This window comes from Pseudonocardia oceani (assembly GCF_019263585.2).
Classification (GTDB): domain Bacteria; phylum Actinomycetota; class Actinomycetes; order Mycobacteriales; family Pseudonocardiaceae; genus Pseudonocardia; species Pseudonocardia oceani.
On record NZ_JADQDF010000001.1, the window covers coordinates 1332855 to 1350632 of the forward strand.

Sequence of the window (17778 nt, forward strand, 5' to 3'; positions counted from 1 at the left end):
GCGCACCGGCGGCCGAACCGCGTTCCGCGGAACGCACTCGGGCGCCATCTCCGCCGACCCGTCCGTCGTGTCCTGCTGGCCGGCGAATCGCGACCATGATCACTGCCGATCGCGCCCCAGGGCAGCAGGAGCAGCAGTGCGTGCGCCCGGCGGCGTTCCGCGGAACACACGGATCGGCGGTCGGCGCGACGCTCGACCCGGTGCTGCCGAGCGGCGGGTGCATGATCGCCGCGGACCGCACCTGACGGCGGCCGGAGCAGCCGTGGTGTGCGGCCGACGACGATCACCACCGCCGTGATCACCACCCGCCGCACCTCACGGTCCTCATCGCGACCGTGAAGTGCGGCTCGTCGCGATCTTCCTCGCTCGCACGCCCGACCGTCGGGTGATCGCATCGGCCGGCCGGCCGGCCGGCTCGCGTTCCGCAGAACGCACCCGCCCGACGTCGCCGGTCCCGCCCCCCGAACCTGCAGCAAGGCCACCTTGTGGACGGTTTTCGTCCTGAAGGTGGCCTTCCTGCAACAGGGACCGGGCAACAGTGACCGGGCAACAGGGACCGGGGAGCAGCGCCCTACCGCACCAGGTCCAGCAGCAGGTGGTGGTGCGCCGTCCGCACCACCCGCACCCCCTCCGGCGGATCACCCGACCCCGCCCGCACCACCGCCACCCTCCAGTCCGGGCCGCCCGGCGAACCGGCCGCGGTCCACGCCCGCAGCGCCCCGTCCAACCGCCGGGCCAGGTCCGCGCCCTCGGCGCCGAACACGTGCACCCGGGCGTCCGGCCCGGGCACCACCGAGGCCAGGCCCGCGGCCCCCACCAGCACCAGCGCAGGCGCGTCGGTCGAGGGCAGCATGCGCCCCGCGCCCGGTTCGGTGAGCGCCAGCCACAGGCCGAACCCGTCCCACAGGTCGGCGCGGCCCAGGGAGACCGGAGGGCCGGAGGGTCCGCGCGGGTCGGCCAGCACCGCGGCCACCGCGTCGGCCTCCACCGCCGGGCCGTCGGAGGGCACCAGCAGCGACCCGACGCCGGGCACCTCGACCGCCCCCTCGTCGACCGCCCCCAGCCCGCGCAGCCGGATGAACCCGCAGCTGCGCACCGAGTGGCTGCGCAGCACGCCGTCGGGGCCCAGGTCGAACGCGGTCGAGAGCTGGGTGCCGCGCACGGCCAGCGGCAGCAGCAGCCGCCCGCCCGGCACGAGCTGCTCGACCCAGGCCGGCCAGACGTCGTCGCTGCCGACGGTGAGCACGATCCGGTCGTAGGGCGCGCCGTCGGGGACGCCGAGCACCCCGTCGCCGCTGCGCAGCCGCACGTCGGTGACACCCGCCGCGGCGAGGTGGCGCCCGGCGGAGTCGACGAGGTGCGGGTCGATGTCGACGGTCGTGACCGCCCCGGTCGGCCCCACGATCCGCGCCATCAGCGCGGCGTTCCACCCCGTGCCGGCGCCGATCTCCAGCACGCGCATCCCCGGCCGGAGGTCGAGCTGCTCGAGCATGATCGCCACCATCGACGGCTGCGACGCCGAGCTCGTCGCCACCCCCTCGACGCGCTGCACCGCGATCGCGTCGTCGGCGTAGGCCGTGTCGACGGTGGCCTCGGGCAGGAACAGGTGCCGGGGCACCGACCGGAACGCGTCCTCGACGGCCGGGCTGCGGATGCGCCCGGACGCCGTCAGCGCGTCCACGAGAGCGGTGCGCGCGACGAGAGCGGTGCGCGCGACGAGAGCGGCGCGGGCGACGTCCTCGGCGGCGGGCACCCGCTGAGTGTGCCGCGCCGCGCCGATCACGCAACCCCGCTACGGCCGGATCTCGTAGACGTGGTTGAACGGGGTCTCGGCCGCGCGCCGGAACCGGGTGAAGCCGGCGTCGGTGGCGACCCGGCGGATCGCGGCCTCGCCCGCCTGCGCGCCGAGCGCGTAGCCGCCGGGCTGTGAGAGCCCGTTCGGGACGCACAGGAACGTGGACCCCGAGTAGTACAGCCGGCCCACCGGGTTGAGGTTGTCCTCCACGCGGTCGCCCGCCGCGGGCTCGACCACCATCCACGTGCCGTCCGCGGCCAGCGCCCCGCGCACGTGCTGGGCCGCGCCGACCGGGTCGCCCATGTCGTGCAGGCAGTCGAAGGAGGTGACGAGGTCGTAGCCGGTGCCGGTGAACGTCTGCGCGGACGCCTCCTCGAACCCCACGCGCGACGCCACCCCCGCCTCGGCCGCGGCCTTGCGCGCCCGCTCGATCGACGGGCCGTGGTAGTCGGAACCGACCACCCGCGCCCGTGGGAAGGCCTGCGCGAGCAGCACCGTCGACGCCCCGAGGCCGCACCCGATGTCGGCGACGGCCGCCCCGGCTGTGAGCTTCTCCACGACCCCGTCGAGGGCCGGCAGCCAGTTCGTCGTCAGGTTCGCCAGGTAGCCGGGCCGGAAGAACAGCTCGGTGCCGACGAACAGGTCCTCGTGGTGCTCGTGCCAGCCGACGCCCTCGCCCGTCCGGAACGCCTGCGTGATCGCCGGTTCCGACCGGAGCATCGCCAGCGCCAGCACGAACGCCCCGGGCAGGTACACCGGGCCGTTCGGGTCGGTCAGGGCGAAGGCCTGCTCCTCGGTCATCGAGAACGCGCCGGTGGCGGCGTCGTACTCGACGTACCCGCTCGCCGCCTGGCCCCGCAGCCACTCGGTGAGGTAGCGCGGGTGGCAACCGGTGCGCCCGGCGAACTCCTCCGGTGTCGCGGGTCCCTGCGCGAGCGACGCGTACAGGCCGAGCCGGTGCCCGACCACCACGCTGCCCGCGGCGGCCGTCGCACCCATGTCCCCCACGAACTTCCCCAGCAGGTCCATCAACCTGCCCTCGTCGACGGCCATCCCGGCGCTCCCGTCCTCCCGGGCGGCGCGCCGGGCGGACCGATCCGCCGGTCACGCTCGCCGCGCGCCACCCTGGGCCCGGGCGTTTCAGCCCCGTCGCAGGCGGGCTGCAACCTCCCGGGGTCGGGCGGGCCGGCGGGCGGCGGCCTGGTCGGCGGCACGCACCCCCGGGGGCGCCGACGCGGCCACCACCTCGTGCACCAGCTCGTTCGCGAACGCGTACGCGCGCCCGGCCGCCACGAGCAGCCCCGCGTCCGCGGCTCGCTGGCACCTCCGTGCCGCGACGTGCGGGGCGACGCCGAGCACCCCCGCCAGCACGAGGGGGTCGACGACGCCGCCCAGCACCGCCCCGGCGCGCAGCACCTCCTCGACGCCGGCCCCCAGGCGCCGGGCGCGCGCGAGCACGACGGTCCGCACCGCCTCCGGCACGCCGCGCTCCCCCGACGCGCGCCCGCGCAGCTCCTCGACGACGAGCAGCGTGTGCCCGTGGGTGCGCCGCAGGACCTCCGACGCCCGCGCGCCCTGCCCGGCCGCAGCGGCCAGCACCGCCACCGCGTCGGGGGGCAGCGGCCCCAGGTCGAGCCGGTCGACGAGGCCCCCGAGGGCGTCCCACACCGCCGAGCCCTCCTCCGGGCGCAGCGTGGCGAGCACCAGCAGGCGCGAGCGGCCGCGGTGCCGGGCCAGGAAGTGCAGGAACTCGACGGTCGAGTGCCCCGCGTCGTGCAGGTCGTCGAGCACGAGCAGCGTCGGGCGCAGCGCCGCCATCCCGCGCAGCGCCGCCGCCACGGCCTCGTAGGCGCGCCGCACCACGACGTCGGCCGGATCGGGACCGGCGGGCGGGCCGACCGCGTCGGCCAGGTCGGGGAACAGCCCGGCCAGCGCGGCCGCCCGCGGACCGGCGAGCTCCCGCACCCGCGCGGCCGGCAGCGCCGCCAGCACCGGGCCGAGCCCGTCGACCAGCGGTTGCAGGAACATCCGGCGCTCGCTGCGGTAGCAGCGCGCGCCGACGACCTGTCCGCCCGTGGCCCGCACGACCGCCTCGACCTCGGCCACCAGCCGCGTCTTGCCGATGCCGCCCTCTCCGACGACCAGCACCACGCCGCCCTCCCCCGCCGTGGCGCCCGCCCAGGCCCGGGTCAGCACGGCGATCTCGCCCGAGCGTCCCGGGAGCGGCCGCGACGTCGGCGCCGCGGCCCGGCGCGCGATGGCCGGACGGGCGTCGGCCAGCACCGCGAGGTGCAACGCGCGGGTCTCCGGGGCAGGGTCGACGCCCAACTCCTCGGCCAGTTCGGCGCGCAGCCGCTCGAACTCCGCGAGCGCCCGCGCGGGCTCCCCCGCCGAGCGGTGCGCGGCCATGAGCAGGCGGTGCGCCGTCTCGTCGAACCGGTCGGCCGCGACGGCCGCGGCGGCGATCCCGGCGGCCCCGACGGGGTCGGCGGCGTCGAGCAGCGCCCGCGCGGTGGCGTGGCGCGCCGCGCGGAGGAGGGCGCCGTGCCCGCTGCGGACGTCGCGGACCCACGCCGCGTCGGACTCACCGGCCAGCGCCGGGCCGTCGCCGAGCAGGTCGCACGCCCGCCGGCCGGCTGCGGCCGCCAGCCGAGGGTCGCCACGCGAGCGGCACTCCCCCACGAGCCGCGCCGCCTCGTCGACGTCGACGTGGATCGCCGGCGGTCGGCCCAGCCGGTAGCCGTGCGGGCCGCCCTGCACCGCGTCCGACCCCAGCGCCGCCCGCAGCCGGCTCACCAGCGTGGCCACCGCGCGCGCCGGCCGACCGGGCGCACCGGCCGGCCAGAGGACCTCGACGATCGTGTCGACGGGCACCGGCCCGCCCCCTCGGGCGGCCAGCAGCGCCAGCAGGGTGCGCGCCTTCCGGCCGCACACTGCCGTCCCCGTGCCCGGAGCACCGTCCCGCAGCACCGCGACGGGCCCGGCCAGCCGGACGGTCGGCCCGCCCATCCCGAGAGGGTAGCGACGCCGGGACCCGCGGCGGGAGGGCCGGACGGCCCATCCCCACGGGTTCCTCCAGGTCAGTTCAGCGGAACGAGGTCGTCGGCGTGCACGACCTCCCGGCGCTGCTCCGGGGCCAGGTCGCGGCTGCGGCGCCCGATCAGGGCGGGCAGCTCGACGGCGTCGAACCCGACCACCCCGCGCGCCACGACGGCCCCGTCGGCCCCCACGAGGTCGACGACGTCGCCCGCCACGAAGTCGCCGGAGATGCCGTGGATGCCGGCCGCGAGCAGCGAGCGGCGCTTGCCGATCACCGCGGCGACCGCGCCCTCGTCGAGGTCCAGGCGCCCGCGCACGTCGGCGGCGTGGCGCAGCCAGAACCTCCGCGCCGACATCCGCCGCCCCGACGGCCGGAACGCGGTGCCGACCTTCGGGCCCGCCGGGTCGAGCGCGTCGGCGACGTCCTCGGCCGCGGCGAGCAGCACCGGGATCCCCGACGCCGACGCCATCGCCGCCGCGGTGATCTTCGTGGCCATCCCGCCGCGGCCCAGGCCGCCCTGCCCGGGCGCGGCGATCCGCACCGCGCCCAGCTCGTCGGGCGCCCCGACCTCGGGGATCAGCGACGATCCCGCCCGGCGCGGGTCACCGTCGTAGAGCCCGTCGACGTCGGAGAGCAGCACGAGCGCGTCGGCCCCGATCAGGTGCGCGACCAGCGCGGCGAGCCGGTCGTTGTCGCCCACGCGGATCTCGTCGGTGGCGACGGTGTCGTTCTCGTTGACGACCGGCAGCACGTCGAGCCCGAGCAGGCGCTCCAGCGTGCGCTGGGCGTTGCGGTAGTGCGCGCGCCGGATCATGTCGTCGGCGGTGAGCAGCACCTGCCCGATCGCGCGGCCGTGCCGGGCGAACGACGCCGCGTAGGCCTGCGCGAGCAGGAGCTGGCCGACGGCCGCCGCGGCCTGCTGCGTGGCGAGGTCGCGCGGGCGCTTGGTCAGCCCGAGCGGGGCGAGCCCGGCCGCGATGGCCCCGGAGGAGACCAGCACGACCTGGCTTCCGGCCCCGCGGCGGGCGGCGAGGGCGTCGACGAGCCGGTCGAGCCGGGCGGGGTCGAGCCCGCCCGACAGCGACGTCAGCGACGACGACCCCACCTTGACGACGACCCGCCGCGCCGCGCCCAGCAGCGCCCGCGGCGCGGGCGCGGCGCCCGTCATCGGGTGGGGGGCGGGGCGGCCTCGGCCGGCTGGGCGTCGTCCCAGACGCCCTCGTCCCAGGCGTCCTCGCGCTCGGCGGCGGCCAGGCGGTCGCGCTCGTCGGCCGCCTCCGCCTCGGCGCGCTCCTCGGCCAGCTCCGCGTCGGTGCGGTGCAGGCGGCGCGCGTTGCGGGCCACCTTGCGGTCGGAGGCGGGGATGCGGTCGTCGATCTCCAGGCGGCGGTCGGTGCCGCGCCCGGACATGAGGACCGAGACCCCGGCCGGGGTGGTGGGCTCCCAGTCAAACGTGACGTCGCCGATCGTGACCGGCGTGCCGCGGTGCGCCCCGGCCCGGGCCAGGGCCTCCTCGACGCCGAGGCGGGCGAGGCGGTCGGCCAGGTAGCCGACGGCCTCGTCGTTGTCGAACGACGTCTGGCGGATCCACCGCTCGGGCCGCGCGCCGAGCACGAGGAACCCGCCCTCGATCTCTGGGTCGGGCTCGATCGTGAACCCGGTGTCGTCGACGGCGGTGGGCCGCAGCACGATCCGGGTGGCCTCCACGACAGGCTGGGCGGCGCGGAACGCCACGACCTCCTCCGCCATCGCGAACGTGAGCTCGCGCAGCCCGGCGTGGGTCGCCGTGGAGATGGCGAGGACCCGCCAGCCGAACCGCTCCTTCAGGTCGGCGGCCACGATGTCGGCCATGTCGGCCGCGTCCGGGACGTCGATCTTGTTGAGGGCGATCAGCCGGGGCCGGTCGGCCAGCTCCCCGCCGAGCGCGGGCGTGTACTGCGCGAGCTCGGCCTCGAGCGCCTCGATGTCGGCGGCCGGGTCGCGGCCGGGCTCGAACGTGGCGCAGTCGACGACGTGCACGAGCACCGAGCAGCGCTCGATGTGGCGCAGGAAGTCCAGGCCCAGGCCACGGCCCTGCGAGGCGCCGGGGATGAGGCCGGGCACGTCGGCGACGGTGAACACCTCGGAGCCCGCGGTGACGACCCCGAGCTGCGGGACGAGCGTGGTGAACGGGTAGTCGGCGATCTTCGGCCGGGCCGCGGACAGCGCCGCCACCAGCGACGACTTGCCCGCGGACGGGAACCCGACCAGGCCGACGTCGGCCATGGAGCGCAGCTCCAGCACGAGGTCGCGCTGCTCGCCGGGCTCGCCGAGCAGGGCGAAGCCGGGGGCCTTGCGCGCGTTGGAGGACAGCGCGGCGTTGCCGAGCCCGCCCCGCCCGCCCTCGGCGGCCACGAAGCGCGTGCCCGGTCCGACCAGGTCGGCGACGATCTCGCCGTCCTCGGAGAACACGACGGTGCCGTCGGGGACGAGCATCTCGATGTCCTCGGCGTTGGCGCCCATCTTGAACCCGCCCTGGCCCTGCTTGCCGTTGCGGCCGAGCGCGTGCGGGCGGTGGTGGAAGTCCAGCAGCGTGTGCACCCCCGGGTCGACGACGAGCACGATCGACCCGCCGCGCCCCCCGTTGCCCCCGTCGGGGCCGCCCAGCGGCTTGAACTTCTCGCGGTGCACCGAGGCGCAGCCGTTGCCGCCCGCCCCCGCCGTGGCGTGCAGCACCACGCGGTCCACGAACCTCGACATCGACCTACTCCTTCGACAGACGAACGGCGGGCCACCCCCAGGGCGGCCCGCCGTCGTCAGGAACTCTGTGGTGGTGCTGGTCTCAGACCGAGACCGGCACGATGTTGATGACCTTGCGGCCACGCGTGTAGCCGAACTCGACGGCGCCGGCGGCGAGGGCGAACAGCGTGTCGTCGCCGCCCCGCCCGACGTTGACGCCCGGGTGGAACTTCGTGCCGCGCTGGCGGATCAGGATCTCGCCGGACTTGACGACCTGGCCCCCGAAGCGCTTGACGCCCAGGTACTGGGCGTTCGAGTCGCGGCCGTTGCGGGAGCTGGACGCACCCTTCTTGTGTGCCATGAGTGCGTCTCCCCTACTTCGAGATCTTGGTGACCTGGACCTTCGTCAGGGGCTGACGGTGCCCCTGACGCTTGTGGTACCCGGTCTTGTTCTTGAACTTGTGGATGCGGATCTTCGGGCCCTTGGTGTGCTCGACGACCGTGGCCGTCACAGCCACCGAGGCCAGCGCGTCCGCGGCGCTGGTGACGTCGTCACCGTCGACCAGGAGCACAGCCGGGAACGAGATCTCGGCGCCGGGCTTGCCGACGATCTTCTCGACGGTGAGCACGTCGTCGACGGCCACCTTGTACTGCTTGCCGCCGGTCTTGACGATCGCGTACATGGACGCACTGCTCCTGAAGCTCGGGGGACGAAGCGGGGAGTCACCTCTCCGCGGGCCGCGACTCGCAGGGTGCACGGAGTGCGGCGCAGGGGTCCCAGGGTACGGAAGGGCTCACGCAGGGGTCAAACCGGGTCTCCCCCACCCGTCTGCGCGGTCGTGCCCGCGTCGGCGGGCGGCGGTCCGGCCGGCCGTGACGCGGTGCGCCGGGCGCGGCGCGCCCGGGTCGTGGCGGGGGCCGGCTCGGGCTGCGGGGGCACCGCGGCGAGCGCGGGCTCCACGACCGGGGCCGGGGCCGGGGCGGCCACCGGGGAGGCCACCGGAGCGGCGGCCGGGGCCGCCTCCGGGGCGCTCGGCGGGGTGGCCGGGACCGTGAGGACCACGGCGGCCGGGGTGTCGCCCGCGGTGGCCGTGGGGGCCCCCGCGGTGCGGGTGACGCGGCCGCGGCGGCGGGCGGGCCGGGCCTGGTGGCCGGCCTCCTCGCCGATGCCGGGGTCGACGTCGGTCAGCACCGCCGGGGCGGGCGTGACGGGTGCGGGCTCGGCGACCGGCGCGGGCTCGGCCGCGACGGGCTCGGCTGCGACGGGCTCGGCTGCGACGGGCGGGGCGGCGGGCTCGCTCCGCGTCACCGACCGCTCGACGACGGCCTCCTCCACGGCGTCCTCGACGCCCCCGGCGACGACGCCCGTGGTCTCGGGCTCCGGGGCGGCCGCGGGCGCGCCCACGTCCAGGGAGGCGGTGGCCGACGACGCGGCGATCGTGGACACCGCGCCGGTGACCGCACCGGCCGACGCCGCCGCCACCTCGGCCACGCCGTTGCGGGTGTGCCCGTTGCGGCCGCTGTCCGAGGGTGCCGCGTCGTGCCCGTTGCGGTCGGAGCCGTTGCGCTCCTCGTCGCGACGTCCGCGACCCCCGCGGGTGCGGCGGCCGGAGCCCTCGCCCGCACGGGCCTGCTCGCGCCCGGCGTCGAGCTTCTCCGGCGCCGGGTCGGCGTCGATGAGGACCCCGCGCCCGCGGCAGTGCTCGCAGGTGGTCGAGAAGTGCTCCAGCAGGCCGCCGCCGACGCGCTTGCGCGTCATCTGCACCAGGCCCAGCGAGGTGACCTCGGCGACCTGGTGGCGCGTGCGGTCGCGCGAGAGGCACTCGGTGAGCCGGCGCAGCACGAGGTCGCGGTTGGCCTCGAGCACCATGTCGATGAAGTCGATGACGATGATGCCGCCGATGTCGCGCAGCCGGAGCTGGCGGACGATCTCCTCGGCCGACTCCAGGTTGTTGCGCGTGACCGTCTCCTCGAGGTTGCCCCCGGAACCGGTGTACTTGCCGGTGTTGACGTCGATGACCGTCATGGCCTCGGTGCGGTCGATCACCAGCGTGCCGCCCGAGGGCAGCCAGACCTTGCGGTCCAGCGCCTTGAGCAGCTGCTCGTCGATGCGGTACTCGGCGAAGACGTCCTTGCTGCCCACGTGCCGGTGCATCCGGTCGACGAGCTCGGGCGCCACGTGGCCGATGTAGTTGTGCAGCGTGTCCCAGGAGTCGTCGCCCTGGATCACGAGGCGGGAGAAGTCCTCGTTGAACTGGTCGCGGACGACCTTGATCAGCAGGTCGGGCTCCTCGTAGAGCAGCACCGGCGCCTTCGGCTTGCTGGGCCCGGTGGCCTTCGCCTTGGCGTCGACGACCTCCCACTGCGCCTGCAGGCGGCGGACGTCGCGCTCCAGCGCCTCGTGGCTGACGCCCTCCGACGCGGTGCGGATGATCACCCCGGCCTCGGGCGGGACGATCTCCTTGAGCATGTCCTTGAGCCGCTTGCGCTCGACGTCGGGCAGCTTGCGGCTGATCCCCGCGGCGCCGCCGCCGGGCACGTAGACCAGGAAGCGGCCGGCCAGGCTGATCTGCGTGGTCAGGCGGGCACCCTTGTGCCCGACGGGGTCCTTGGTGACCTGGACGAGCACCGCGTCGCCGCTGTGCAGGGCCTGTTCGATCTTCCGGGCCTTGCCGCCGAGACCGGCGGCGTCCCAGTCGACCTCGCCGGCGTAGAGCACGGCGTTGCGGCCGCGGCCGATGTCGACGAACGCAGCCTCCATCGACGGCAGCACGTTCTGCACGCGGCCGAGGTAGATGTTGCCGACCATGGAGCCGCCGTCGCGCCCGGCGACGAAGTGCTCGACGAGGACGCCGTCCTCCAGGACGCCGATCTCGACGCGATCGCCGCGCTCGCGGGCGACCATCACCCGGTCGACGGCCTCGCGGCGCGCCAGGAACTCGGCCTCGGACAGGATCGGGACGCGGCGGCGGCCGGCGTCGCGGCCGTCGCGGCGGCGCTGGCGCTTGGCCTCCAGGCGGGTCGACCCGCGGACGCCCTGCACGCCGTCACCCTCGACGTCGTCGGCGCGCTCGGAGCGCTCCGAGCGCTCGCGGGGGGCGCGGATGCGCGTGACGGTGCCGGGCGGGTCGGACTCGTCGCCCGCGTCGTCGCCCGATCCGCGACGGCGGCGGCGACGGCGGCGGCGCGACCCGGAGGCCCGCTCGTCGTCGCCGTCCTCGTCGGAGCCCTGGTCCTCGGAGCCCTGGTCCTCGGAGCCCTGGTCCTCGGGGCTCTGGTCCTCGGAGTCCTGGTCCTCGGCGTCGACGGAACCGGAGCCGTCGGCGCCCGACTGCTCGTCGGCCCGGTCGGCGTCGCCGGGGGCGTCGTCGTCGGCGTCGCCGCTGCCGGACTCGGCGTCGGTGGTCTCGTCGTCGGACTCGTCGTCGGCACCGCGGCCACGGCCACGGCCGCGACGGCCCCGGCGACGGCGGCGGCGGGCGCCGTCGTCCCCGTCGTCGTCGCCCTCGGGCCCGCCGGCGGGCGCCTCGGACGCGGTCGCGGCCTCGGTCTCGTCCGCGGGCTCGGGCGCGGCCTCGGCGGGCGCCACGACCTCGGGCTCGGGGGCCGCCTCCGCGGCGGGCTCCTCCACGGCCGGGCGGCGGCGGGTGCGGGTGGGCCGCGAGGGCGCCTGGAACAGGGGAGCGGGCGGCGCGAACAGCGGGGCGAGCGCGGAGGGTTCGGCCGCGGGAGCGGGGGCGGCGGGCTCGTCGCCGCCGAACGGCACCGCGACACCGGGCACCGGCACGCCGGACGCGGCGGGGACGGCGTCGGCGAGGTCGGAGAGGGAGAGCTCGGAGAGGGCGGCCTCGACGGCCGTCGGCTCGGCGGGAGCGGCCTCGGCAGCGGCCGGCTCGACGGGAGCGGTCTCGGCGGGAGCGGCCGCGGCGGGCGCCTGCGGGTCCGCGGCGGCGGCACCGGCCGCCCGCGTGGCGCGACGGCGGCGGGTGCGGGGCGCGGGGGCGTCGGCGGGCGCCTCGACGGCCGGGCTCTCCACCGCGGGGCTCTCCACTGCGGGAGCGGGAACCTCGGCCACCGGCGCCACGGCGGCGGGCTGCAGCGCCGACACCACCTGCTCGGCGGCCTTGCGGTCGATGCTGGACTGCGGGCTGCGCGCCGCGACCCCGAGGTCGGCCAGGACGGCCAGGACCTCCTTGCTGGTGCGGCCCAGCAGGCGGGCGAGCGCGTGCACCCGCATCTTGTCGGGGAGTTCGGGCAGTTCGGGTACAGCGGTGTCAGACATCGAGCTCCTCCGCCCCCGGGCGCCTCCGGTGAAGGGGGCGGCCGCTCAGGGGCCACGTGCGTCTCTCCCCGCGCGGTGCGCGGGCAGCAATCCTGGTCTGCTCGGCGGCGTGGGCGTCCGGGCCGCTCAGGCCTGGGTGGTGACCCGGGGCGGACCGAGCGGATCGGCGAGGTCACCCCGGTCGTCGAGCAGTCCCTGAGCCATCCGGGTCGCCTTCGCGGGGACCGGAGGCCTGAGGCCTGCGACAACGTCGAGTGCACCCAACACGTCGTCGGGCCGAACGGCGGGTGTCGTCTGCCGCACGACCGCGGTCAGTATCGCACAGACTCCCGCTCCTCCGGTCGCGCTCGCGCCCGAGTCGTCCGACGTCACGTCCACCGACGCCGACGCGACGGCGGCCCGGACGTCGATCTGGCGGCGTCCCGAGGGCATCACGCGGTCGACGACGAGCGTCTCCAGGGCGAGCAGCGCGTCGACCGCGGCGCGCAGCTCGGCGGGGTCGACGCCGGGCAGCTCGACGACCCAGCGGCTCGCGTCGATGCGGTCGGGCAGCGACGGGGCCTCGGCGACGACGGCGTCGAGGATGTCGAGGCCGTCGGGCAGCGCCGCGTCGAGCGCGGAGACCAGCGCCGCGGGCTCGACGGGCGAGGTCAGCCCGATCTCCAGGTACTCGGCCTCGCTGGCCGTTCCGGTGGGGGCGGCGCCGACCCAGGACAGCCGCGGGTGCGGGCTGAAGCCGTGGGAGTGCGCGACGGGGACGCCCGCGCGGCGCACGGCCCGCTCGACCGAGCGCGCGACGTCGCGGTGGGACAGGAACCGCAGCCGCCCGCGCTTGGCGAACCGGATGCGGATCCGCTGCACCGTGGGTGGGGCGGGGTTCGCCGCCTCCCCCGCCTTCACTCGGGCCATGGGCGCAGCCTACTGACCGCGCTCGCGCGGCTCGGCGGGCGCCGCGGACTCCGGGCCCAGGACCAGGAGCGTCTCGCCCGCCGGGGCGAACCCCGCGCGCCGGTAGAAGGGCGCGCTGCCCGGTGTCGGCGCGAGCACGAGGCGGCGGTAGCGGCGCTCCCGGGCGTGCGCGACGGCGCGGGCGAGCAGCGCGCGGGGCACCCCGCGGTCGGCCCAGGAGGCGATGACGAACGCGTTGCCGACGTGCCCGATCGCTCCCCCGCGCGCACCCGGGCGCGGCATGTGCACGATCTCGACGACGTTGAGCGAGCCCACCGCGGTGAACCCGGTGCGCTCCGTGCCCGTCTCGGCGATCCAGAACGTCCGCCGCGGCAGCTCCGAGCGCCACCACTGCGCGAACGCCGGCTCGAACGACGGGTCGTCGACGGTTCGGCCCAACCGCTCCTCCAGCCAGGCGCGCCGGAGCCGGGCCAGCGCGACGACGTCGCGCTCGTCGGCGACGCGGACCGTGAAGTCCGGTCGGTCCGCCACCCCGGAGGTCAGCGGTTCTGCGTGAGCGGGTTGACGACGGTCAGCGGGAGCAGGGTGGTGCCGCTGGGGCCCACCTCGATGTCGGTGCCGGTCGAGGGGCACACGCCGCAGTCGAAGCACGGCGTCCAGCGGCAGTCGTCCTGCTCGCGGCCGGCCAGCGCGTCCTGCCAGTCGTCCCACAGCCAGTCGCGCTCGAGGCCGGAGTCGAGGTGGTCCCAGGGCAGGACCTCGTCGCGGCCGCGCTCGCGGGTCGTGTACCAGTCGACGGAGACGCCGAGCGGTTCGAGCTCCGCGGCCGCCGCCGTCATCCAGCGCTCGTAGGAGAAGTGCTCGCTCCAGCCGTCGAACCGGCCGCCCTCGCGCCACACCCGCTCGATGACCGCGCCGACGCGCCGGTCGCCCCGGGCCAGCAGTCCCTCGACCAGCGAGGGCTGCCCGTCGTGGTAGCGCATGCCGATGTTGCGGCCGATCTTGCGGTCGGCGTTGACGGCGGCGCGGAGCTTGCGCAGCCGGTCGTCGACGACGTCGGGGTGGGCCTGCGCGGCCCACTGGAACGGGGTGTGTGGCTTGGGCACGAACCCGCCGATGGAGATGGTGCAGCGGACGTCGTTGCGCCCCGACGCCGCGCGCCCGGCCTTGATCACGCGGTGCGCCATGCCCGCGATCTCCAGGACGTCCTCGTCCTCCTCGGTGGGCAGCCCGCACATGAAGTACAGCTTCACCTGCCGCCAGCCCTGGGCGAACGCCTCGGAGACGGTGCGGATCAGGTCCTCCTCCGACACCATCTTGTTGATCACGCGGCGGATGCGCTCGGAGCCGCCCTCGGGGGCGAAGGTGAGCCCGGAGCGGCGGCCGTTGCGGCTGATCTCGTTGGCCAGGTCGATGTTGAACGCGTCGACGCGGGTGCTCGGCAGCGACAGCGAGGTGTTGGTGCCCTCGTAGCGGTCGGCGAGGCCCTTCGTGATCTCGGCGATCTCGGAGTGGTCGGCGCTGCTCAGCGACAGCAGCCCGACCTCGTCGAAGCCGCTCGCGCGCACGGAGGCGTCGACCATCCTGCCGATGCCCTCCAGCGACCGCTCCCGCACCGGCCGCGTGATCATCCCGGCCTGGCAGAACCGGCAGCCGCGGGTGCAGCCGCGGAAGATCTCGACCGACGCGCGCTCGTGCACGGTCTCGGCCAGCGGCACGAGCGGCGCCTTCGGGTAGGGCCACTCGTCGAGCTCGGTGGTGGTGCGCTTGGTGACCGTGCGCGGCACCCGCGCGTCGACCGGCTCGACCGCGGCGATCCCGCCGTCCTCACCGTAGGTGACCTCGTAGAGCGAGGGCACGTAGCAGCCGTCGGTGGCCGCCAGGCGCAGCAGCAGCTCGCGGCGGCCACCCGGGCGGCCCTCGGCCTTCCAGTCGCGGACGACGTCGGTGATGTCGCCGACGACCTCCTCGCCGTCGCCGATCGCCGCGACGTCGACGAAGCGCGAGACCGGCTCCGGGTTGAACGCCGCGTGCCCGCCCGCGACGACCACGGGGTGGGTCTCGTCGCGGTCGGCCGCGTGCAGCGGGATGTGCGCGAGGTCGAGCGCGGTGAGCAGGTTGGTGTAGCCGAGCTCGGTGGAGAAGCTGACGCCGAGCAGGTCGAACGCGCCCAGCGGGCGGTGGCCGTCGACGGTGAACGCGGGGACGCCGTGCTCGCGCATCAGCGCCTCGAGGTCGGGCCACACGGAGTAGCAGCGCTCGGCGAGGGCGTCGACCCGCTCGTTGAGGACCTCGTAGAGGATCTGGACGCCCTGGTTGGGCAGCCCCACCTCGTACGCGTCGGGGTACATGAGCGCCCACCGCACGTCGGCGGCGTCCCAGTCCTTCAGCTGCGCGTTGAGCTCGCCGCCCACGTACTGGACGGGCTTGGAGACGCGCGGGAGCAGGGCTTCGAGGTCAGGGAACACGGACGCGGCAGTCACGCTGCCCCAGGGTAGCCCCCGGTCCCGGCGCGCACGCCCCCGCACGACCCTGCACGTCCTCCGCAGGACGCACACGCTCCCGCACACGCCCGGCCACCACGGTGGGCCCATGAACACGACCACCACCCCTGACCTGTCCGCCATCGGCACCAGGCACCGGGCCCTGTGGGCGTCCGGCGACTACCCGGCCGTCGCCGCCGACCTCATCCCCGACCTCGGGGCGACGCTCGTCGAGGCCGCCGGGGTCACGGCGGGCCAGCGCGTCCTCGACATCGGCGCGGGCACCGGCAACGCCGCGATCCCGGCCGCGCTCACCGGCGCCGACGTCGTCGCCTCCGACCTCACCCCCGAGCTGCTGGCCGCGGGCGAGCGGATCGCCGCCGGGCGCGGGGCGCACCTGCAGTGGGTCGAGGCCGACGCCCACGCGCTGCCGTTCGAGACCGGCGAGTTCGACACCGTGCTGTCCTGCGTCGGCATCATGTTCGCGCCCTTCCACGAGAGCTCGTCCGCCGAGCTGCTGCGCGTGTGCCGGCCCGGCGGCACGATCGGCCTGCTCAGCTGGACGCCCGAGGGCTTCGTCGGGCGGCTGTTCGCGACGATGAAGCCGTTCGCGCCCGCGCCCCCGCCCGGAGCCTCGCCCGCTCCGCTGTGGGGCAGCGAGGACCACCTGCGGACGCTGTTCGGCGACGGTGTGCGCGAGCTGCGGGCGCAGCGGCGCACCACGAGCTTCGCCGTCTCCGACTCCCCGGAGGCGTTCCGCGAGTGGTGGAAGCAGAACTACGGGCCCACCATCGCCGTCTACCGCGGCCTCGACGCCGACCGGGCGGCCGAGCTCGACGCCGCGTTCCTCCGGATGCTGGAGGAGACCCGGTCGGACGGAGCATGGGAGGCGGAGTTCCTGCTGGTCACCGCCATCCGGGCCTGAATCGGGAGTACCGTGCGGCGAGCACCTTCGGAGGCGTCATGACCGTCGTGCGTCTGCTGGGCCCGCCCCACCTCCCGGGGGCCGCGCCCGTGCCCGGGCGCGGCCGCAAGCCGTGGGCGCTGGTCGCGCTGCTGCTGTGCTCCACCGGCCCGGTGCCGCGCAGCCGCGTGATCGACCTGCTGTTCCCCGACGCCGCAGATCCGCAGGCCGCGCTGCGCTGGACGCTGAGCCAGGCGCGGCGCACCGTCGGCGACGCGGTGACGGTCGGCGGCGACCCCCTGACCTGGGAGCTGGCCGACGGCGTGCACGTCGACGTGCTCGACGTGCTCGCCGGGCGCGCCCCCGTCGGGTGGCCGGTGTCGGAGGCCGCGCTACCGCTGCTGGAGGGCGCCGAGCCCGACGTGGCGGAGTTCTCGGCGTGGCTGCACGGCCGCCGGCTCGACCTCGCGGCGGCCGGCGCCCGCCTGCAGCGGGCGCAGCGCACGCGGACCTGCTCCCCCGCCGGGCGGGGAGCGGTCCGCGACCTCGTGCGGGTCGGCGAGCAGGTGATGGACGCGGGCGCGCCCCGCGACGGCGCCGCGATCCTCGCCGGGGCCGTGCGGCGGGCCCGGGTCCTGGGCGACGACGCCGTGCTCGCCGAGGCGCTCGCCCACTACGGGCACGGGATCGTGCACGCCGTGGCGAGCACCGACCCCGGCGCGGCCGCGGCGCTGCGGGAGGCCGACCGCCTGGCCACCCGCCACGGGCTGGCCGACGTCGCCGTGCTCGCGCGGCGCGAGCTGGGGTTCGTCGCCACCGCCACCGGCGACCAGGCGGGTGCACTGGCCCAGTTCGCACGGGCCGCGGCCGCCGCGGAGGGCCGCCCGGAGCAGGAGGCCGGCGTGGCCTGCGGCCGCGGGTTCGCGCTGGTCGACACGCTCGCCTCGGGCGGCGCGGTGCGCGAGCTCGACCGCGCCGTCGCGCTGGCCGAGGTCGCCGACCGGCCCCGCGCCGCGGCCGCCGCGCTCGCCATGCGCGGGCGGGCCCGGCTGCAGCGCGACGAGGACGAGCTCGCCGAGCAGGACGTCCGCCGCGCGCGGGCCCTGGTCGGCGAGCTCGGCTGGACCGCGCTGCGCCCGTGGGTGGAGTTCCTCCACGGCGAGGTGCTGCTGCGCGCGGGCCGGCCCGCGGAGGCCGAGGTGGTGTTCGCCGACGCCCGCACGCTGGCCGAGGTCCTCGACGACGCCTGCTGGATCGCGCTCAACGCGCGCGGGGTGGCGTCGGCGCGGGCCCGCCGGGGCGACCCCGCGGGCGCGGCGGCGGCGCTGCGGACCGTCTGCGAGACGCTCGTCGCCGACGCCGACATCTGCTGCTGGATCGAGCTGCACGTGCGCGACACGCTGTGCGCGGTCACGGCGTCGTTCGACGGGCCCGCGGCGCTCGCGGAGTCCCGGTTGCTGGCCGAGCGCGCCGACCGGACCGGGCTCGGCGAGTTCGCCGTCCGCGCCGCCCGCCACCGGGCCCGGCTCGGCGACCCGGACGCCTCCGGCGAGCAGCGGGCGCGGGCCGGGCGGTACGACAACCCGGCGCTGCTGCGGACCTGAGCGCGCTCCCGCGAACCGGCACGGGTGCGGCGCCGAACGCCGG

14 protein-coding genes are annotated in these 17778 nt (G+C 76.6%); 3 read left to right on the forward strand and 11 right to left on the reverse strand.

Translation table 11 applies throughout. The features are described 5' to 3' along the window. The first annotated feature begins 95 nt into the window (after nucleotides 1-95). Nucleotides 96-245 carry a hypothetical protein gene (locus tag I4I82_RS06660; RefSeq protein ID WP_218595471.1) on the forward strand — a complete coding sequence of 50 codons (150 nt, stop codon included), beginning with the start codon at nucleotides 96-98 and terminating at the stop codon, nucleotides 243-245. A 326-nt stretch (nucleotides 246-571) separates the two neighbouring features. Here I4I82_RS06660 and I4I82_RS06665 read toward each other — a convergent pair whose 3' ends face one another. The 11 genes from I4I82_RS06665 to I4I82_RS06715 all read right to left on the reverse strand — a co-directional run bounded on the left by I4I82_RS06665 (nucleotide 572) and on the right by I4I82_RS06715 (nucleotide 15227). After that, nucleotides 572-1753, reverse strand: coding sequence for a methyltransferase domain-containing protein (locus tag I4I82_RS06665; RefSeq protein WP_226369911.1), 1182 nt, complete (start codon nucleotides 1751-1753; stop codon nucleotides 572-574). 39 nt (nucleotides 1754-1792) lie between these two features. After that, nucleotides 1793-2848 (reverse strand): class I SAM-dependent methyltransferase, encoded by a 1056-nt coding sequence (locus I4I82_RS06670; RefSeq protein ID WP_218595472.1) that lies wholly within the window; start codon nucleotides 2846-2848, stop codon nucleotides 1793-1795. A gap of 87 nt (nucleotides 2849-2935) precedes the next feature. Further along, nucleotides 2936-4804 (reverse strand): ATP-binding protein, encoded by a 1869-nt coding sequence (locus I4I82_RS06675; RefSeq protein WP_218595473.1) that lies wholly within the window; start codon nucleotides 4802-4804, stop codon nucleotides 2936-2938. 71 nt (nucleotides 4805-4875) lie between these two features. Further along, nucleotides 4876-6003 (reverse strand): glutamate 5-kinase, encoded by a 1128-nt coding sequence (gene proB / locus I4I82_RS06680; protein ID WP_218594654.1) that lies wholly within the window; start codon nucleotides 6001-6003, stop codon nucleotides 4876-4878. Further along, nucleotides 6000-7574 carry a GTPase ObgE gene (obgE, locus tag I4I82_RS06685; protein WP_218595474.1) on the reverse strand — a complete coding sequence of 525 codons (1575 nt, stop codon included), beginning with the start codon at nucleotides 7572-7574 and terminating at the stop codon, nucleotides 6000-6002. The genes proB and obgE overlap by 4 nt, the downstream gene beginning before the upstream one ends. 82 nt (nucleotides 7575-7656) lie before the next feature. Beyond that, nucleotides 7657-7914 (reverse strand): 50S ribosomal protein L27, encoded by a 258-nt coding sequence (gene rpmA / locus I4I82_RS06690; protein WP_172159459.1) that lies wholly within the window; start codon nucleotides 7912-7914, stop codon nucleotides 7657-7659. Nucleotides 7915-7927: 13 nt separating this feature from the next. Continuing rightward, complete coding sequence (rplU, locus tag I4I82_RS06695) at nucleotides 7928-8236, reverse strand: 50S ribosomal protein L21 (protein WP_218595475.1); 309 nt, start codon at nucleotides 8234-8236, stop codon at nucleotides 7928-7930. Between the two features lie 122 nt (nucleotides 8237-8358). After that, nucleotides 8359-11835, reverse strand: coding sequence for a translation initiation factor IF-2 N-terminal domain-containing protein (locus I4I82_RS06700; RefSeq protein WP_225920532.1), 3477 nt, complete (start codon nucleotides 11833-11835; stop codon nucleotides 8359-8361). 126 nt (nucleotides 11836-11961) lie between these two features. Further along, nucleotides 11962-12744 (reverse strand): TIGR03936 family radical SAM-associated protein, encoded by a 783-nt coding sequence (locus I4I82_RS06705; protein ID WP_218593375.1) that lies wholly within the window; start codon nucleotides 12742-12744, stop codon nucleotides 11962-11964. 9 nt (nucleotides 12745-12753) lie between these two features. After that, nucleotides 12754-13275, reverse strand: a complete 522-nt coding sequence (locus tag I4I82_RS06710) for a GNAT family N-acetyltransferase (protein WP_226369912.1) — start codon at nucleotides 13273-13275, stop codon at nucleotides 12754-12756. Nucleotides 13276-13283: 8 nt separating this feature from the next. Further along, nucleotides 13284-15227: a TIGR03960 family B12-binding radical SAM protein gene (locus tag I4I82_RS06715; RefSeq protein WP_218595476.1), complete on the reverse strand. Its 1944-nt coding sequence runs from the start codon at nucleotides 15225-15227 to the stop codon at nucleotides 13284-13286. A gap of 109 nt (nucleotides 15228-15336) precedes the next feature. On the opposite strand from I4I82_RS06715, the gene I4I82_RS06720 reads away from it, so the two are divergent. Together I4I82_RS06720 and I4I82_RS06725 are read left to right on the forward strand one after the other, a co-directional pair. Then, complete coding sequence (locus tag I4I82_RS06720) at nucleotides 15337-16152, forward strand: class I SAM-dependent methyltransferase (RefSeq protein WP_218595477.1); 816 nt, start codon at nucleotides 15337-15339, stop codon at nucleotides 16150-16152. A 38-nt stretch (nucleotides 16153-16190) separates the two neighbouring features. After that, nucleotides 16191-17735, forward strand: coding sequence for an AfsR/SARP family transcriptional regulator (locus tag I4I82_RS06725; protein ID WP_218595478.1), 1545 nt, complete (start codon nucleotides 16191-16193; stop codon nucleotides 17733-17735). Nucleotides 17736-17778: the final 43 nt, after the last annotated feature.

Coding starts and splice junctions, on each gene's coding strand:
- I4I82_RS06660 (WP_218595471.1), top strand. CDS start 96: ATGATCACTGCCGATCGCGCCCCAGGGCAGCAGGAGCAGCAGTGCGTG.
- I4I82_RS06670 (WP_218595472.1), bottom strand. CDS start 2,848: ATGGCCGTCGACGAGGGCAGGTTGATGGACCTGCTGGGGAAGTTCGTG.
- I4I82_RS06675 (WP_218595473.1), bottom strand. CDS start 4,804: ATGGGCGGGCCGACCGTCCGGCTGGCCGGGCCCGTCGCGGTGCTGCGG.
- proB (WP_218594654.1), bottom strand. CDS start 6,003: ATGACGGGCGCCGCGCCCGCGCCGCGGGCGCTGCTGGGCGCGGCGCGG.
- obgE (WP_218595474.1), bottom strand. CDS start 7,574: ATGTCGAGGTTCGTGGACCGCGTGGTGCTGCACGCCACGGCGGGGGCG.
- rpmA (WP_172159459.1), bottom strand. CDS start 7,914: ATGGCACACAAGAAGGGTGCGTCCAGCTCCCGCAACGGCCGCGACTCG.
- rplU (WP_218595475.1), bottom strand. CDS start 8,236: ATGTACGCGATCGTCAAGACCGGCGGCAAGCAGTACAAGGTGGCCGTC.
- I4I82_RS06700 (WP_225920532.1), bottom strand. CDS start 11,835: ATGTCTGACACCGCTGTACCCGAACTGCCCGAACTCCCCGACAAGATG.
- I4I82_RS06705 (WP_218593375.1), bottom strand. CDS start 12,744: ATGGCCCGAGTGAAGGCGGGGGAGGCGGCGAACCCCGCCCCACCCACG.
- I4I82_RS06720 (WP_218595477.1), top strand. CDS start 15,337: ATGAACACGACCACCACCCCTGACCTGTCCGCCATCGGCACCAGGCAC.
- I4I82_RS06725 (WP_218595478.1), top strand. CDS start 16,191: ATGACCGTCGTGCGTCTGCTGGGCCCGCCCCACCTCCCGGGGGCCGCG.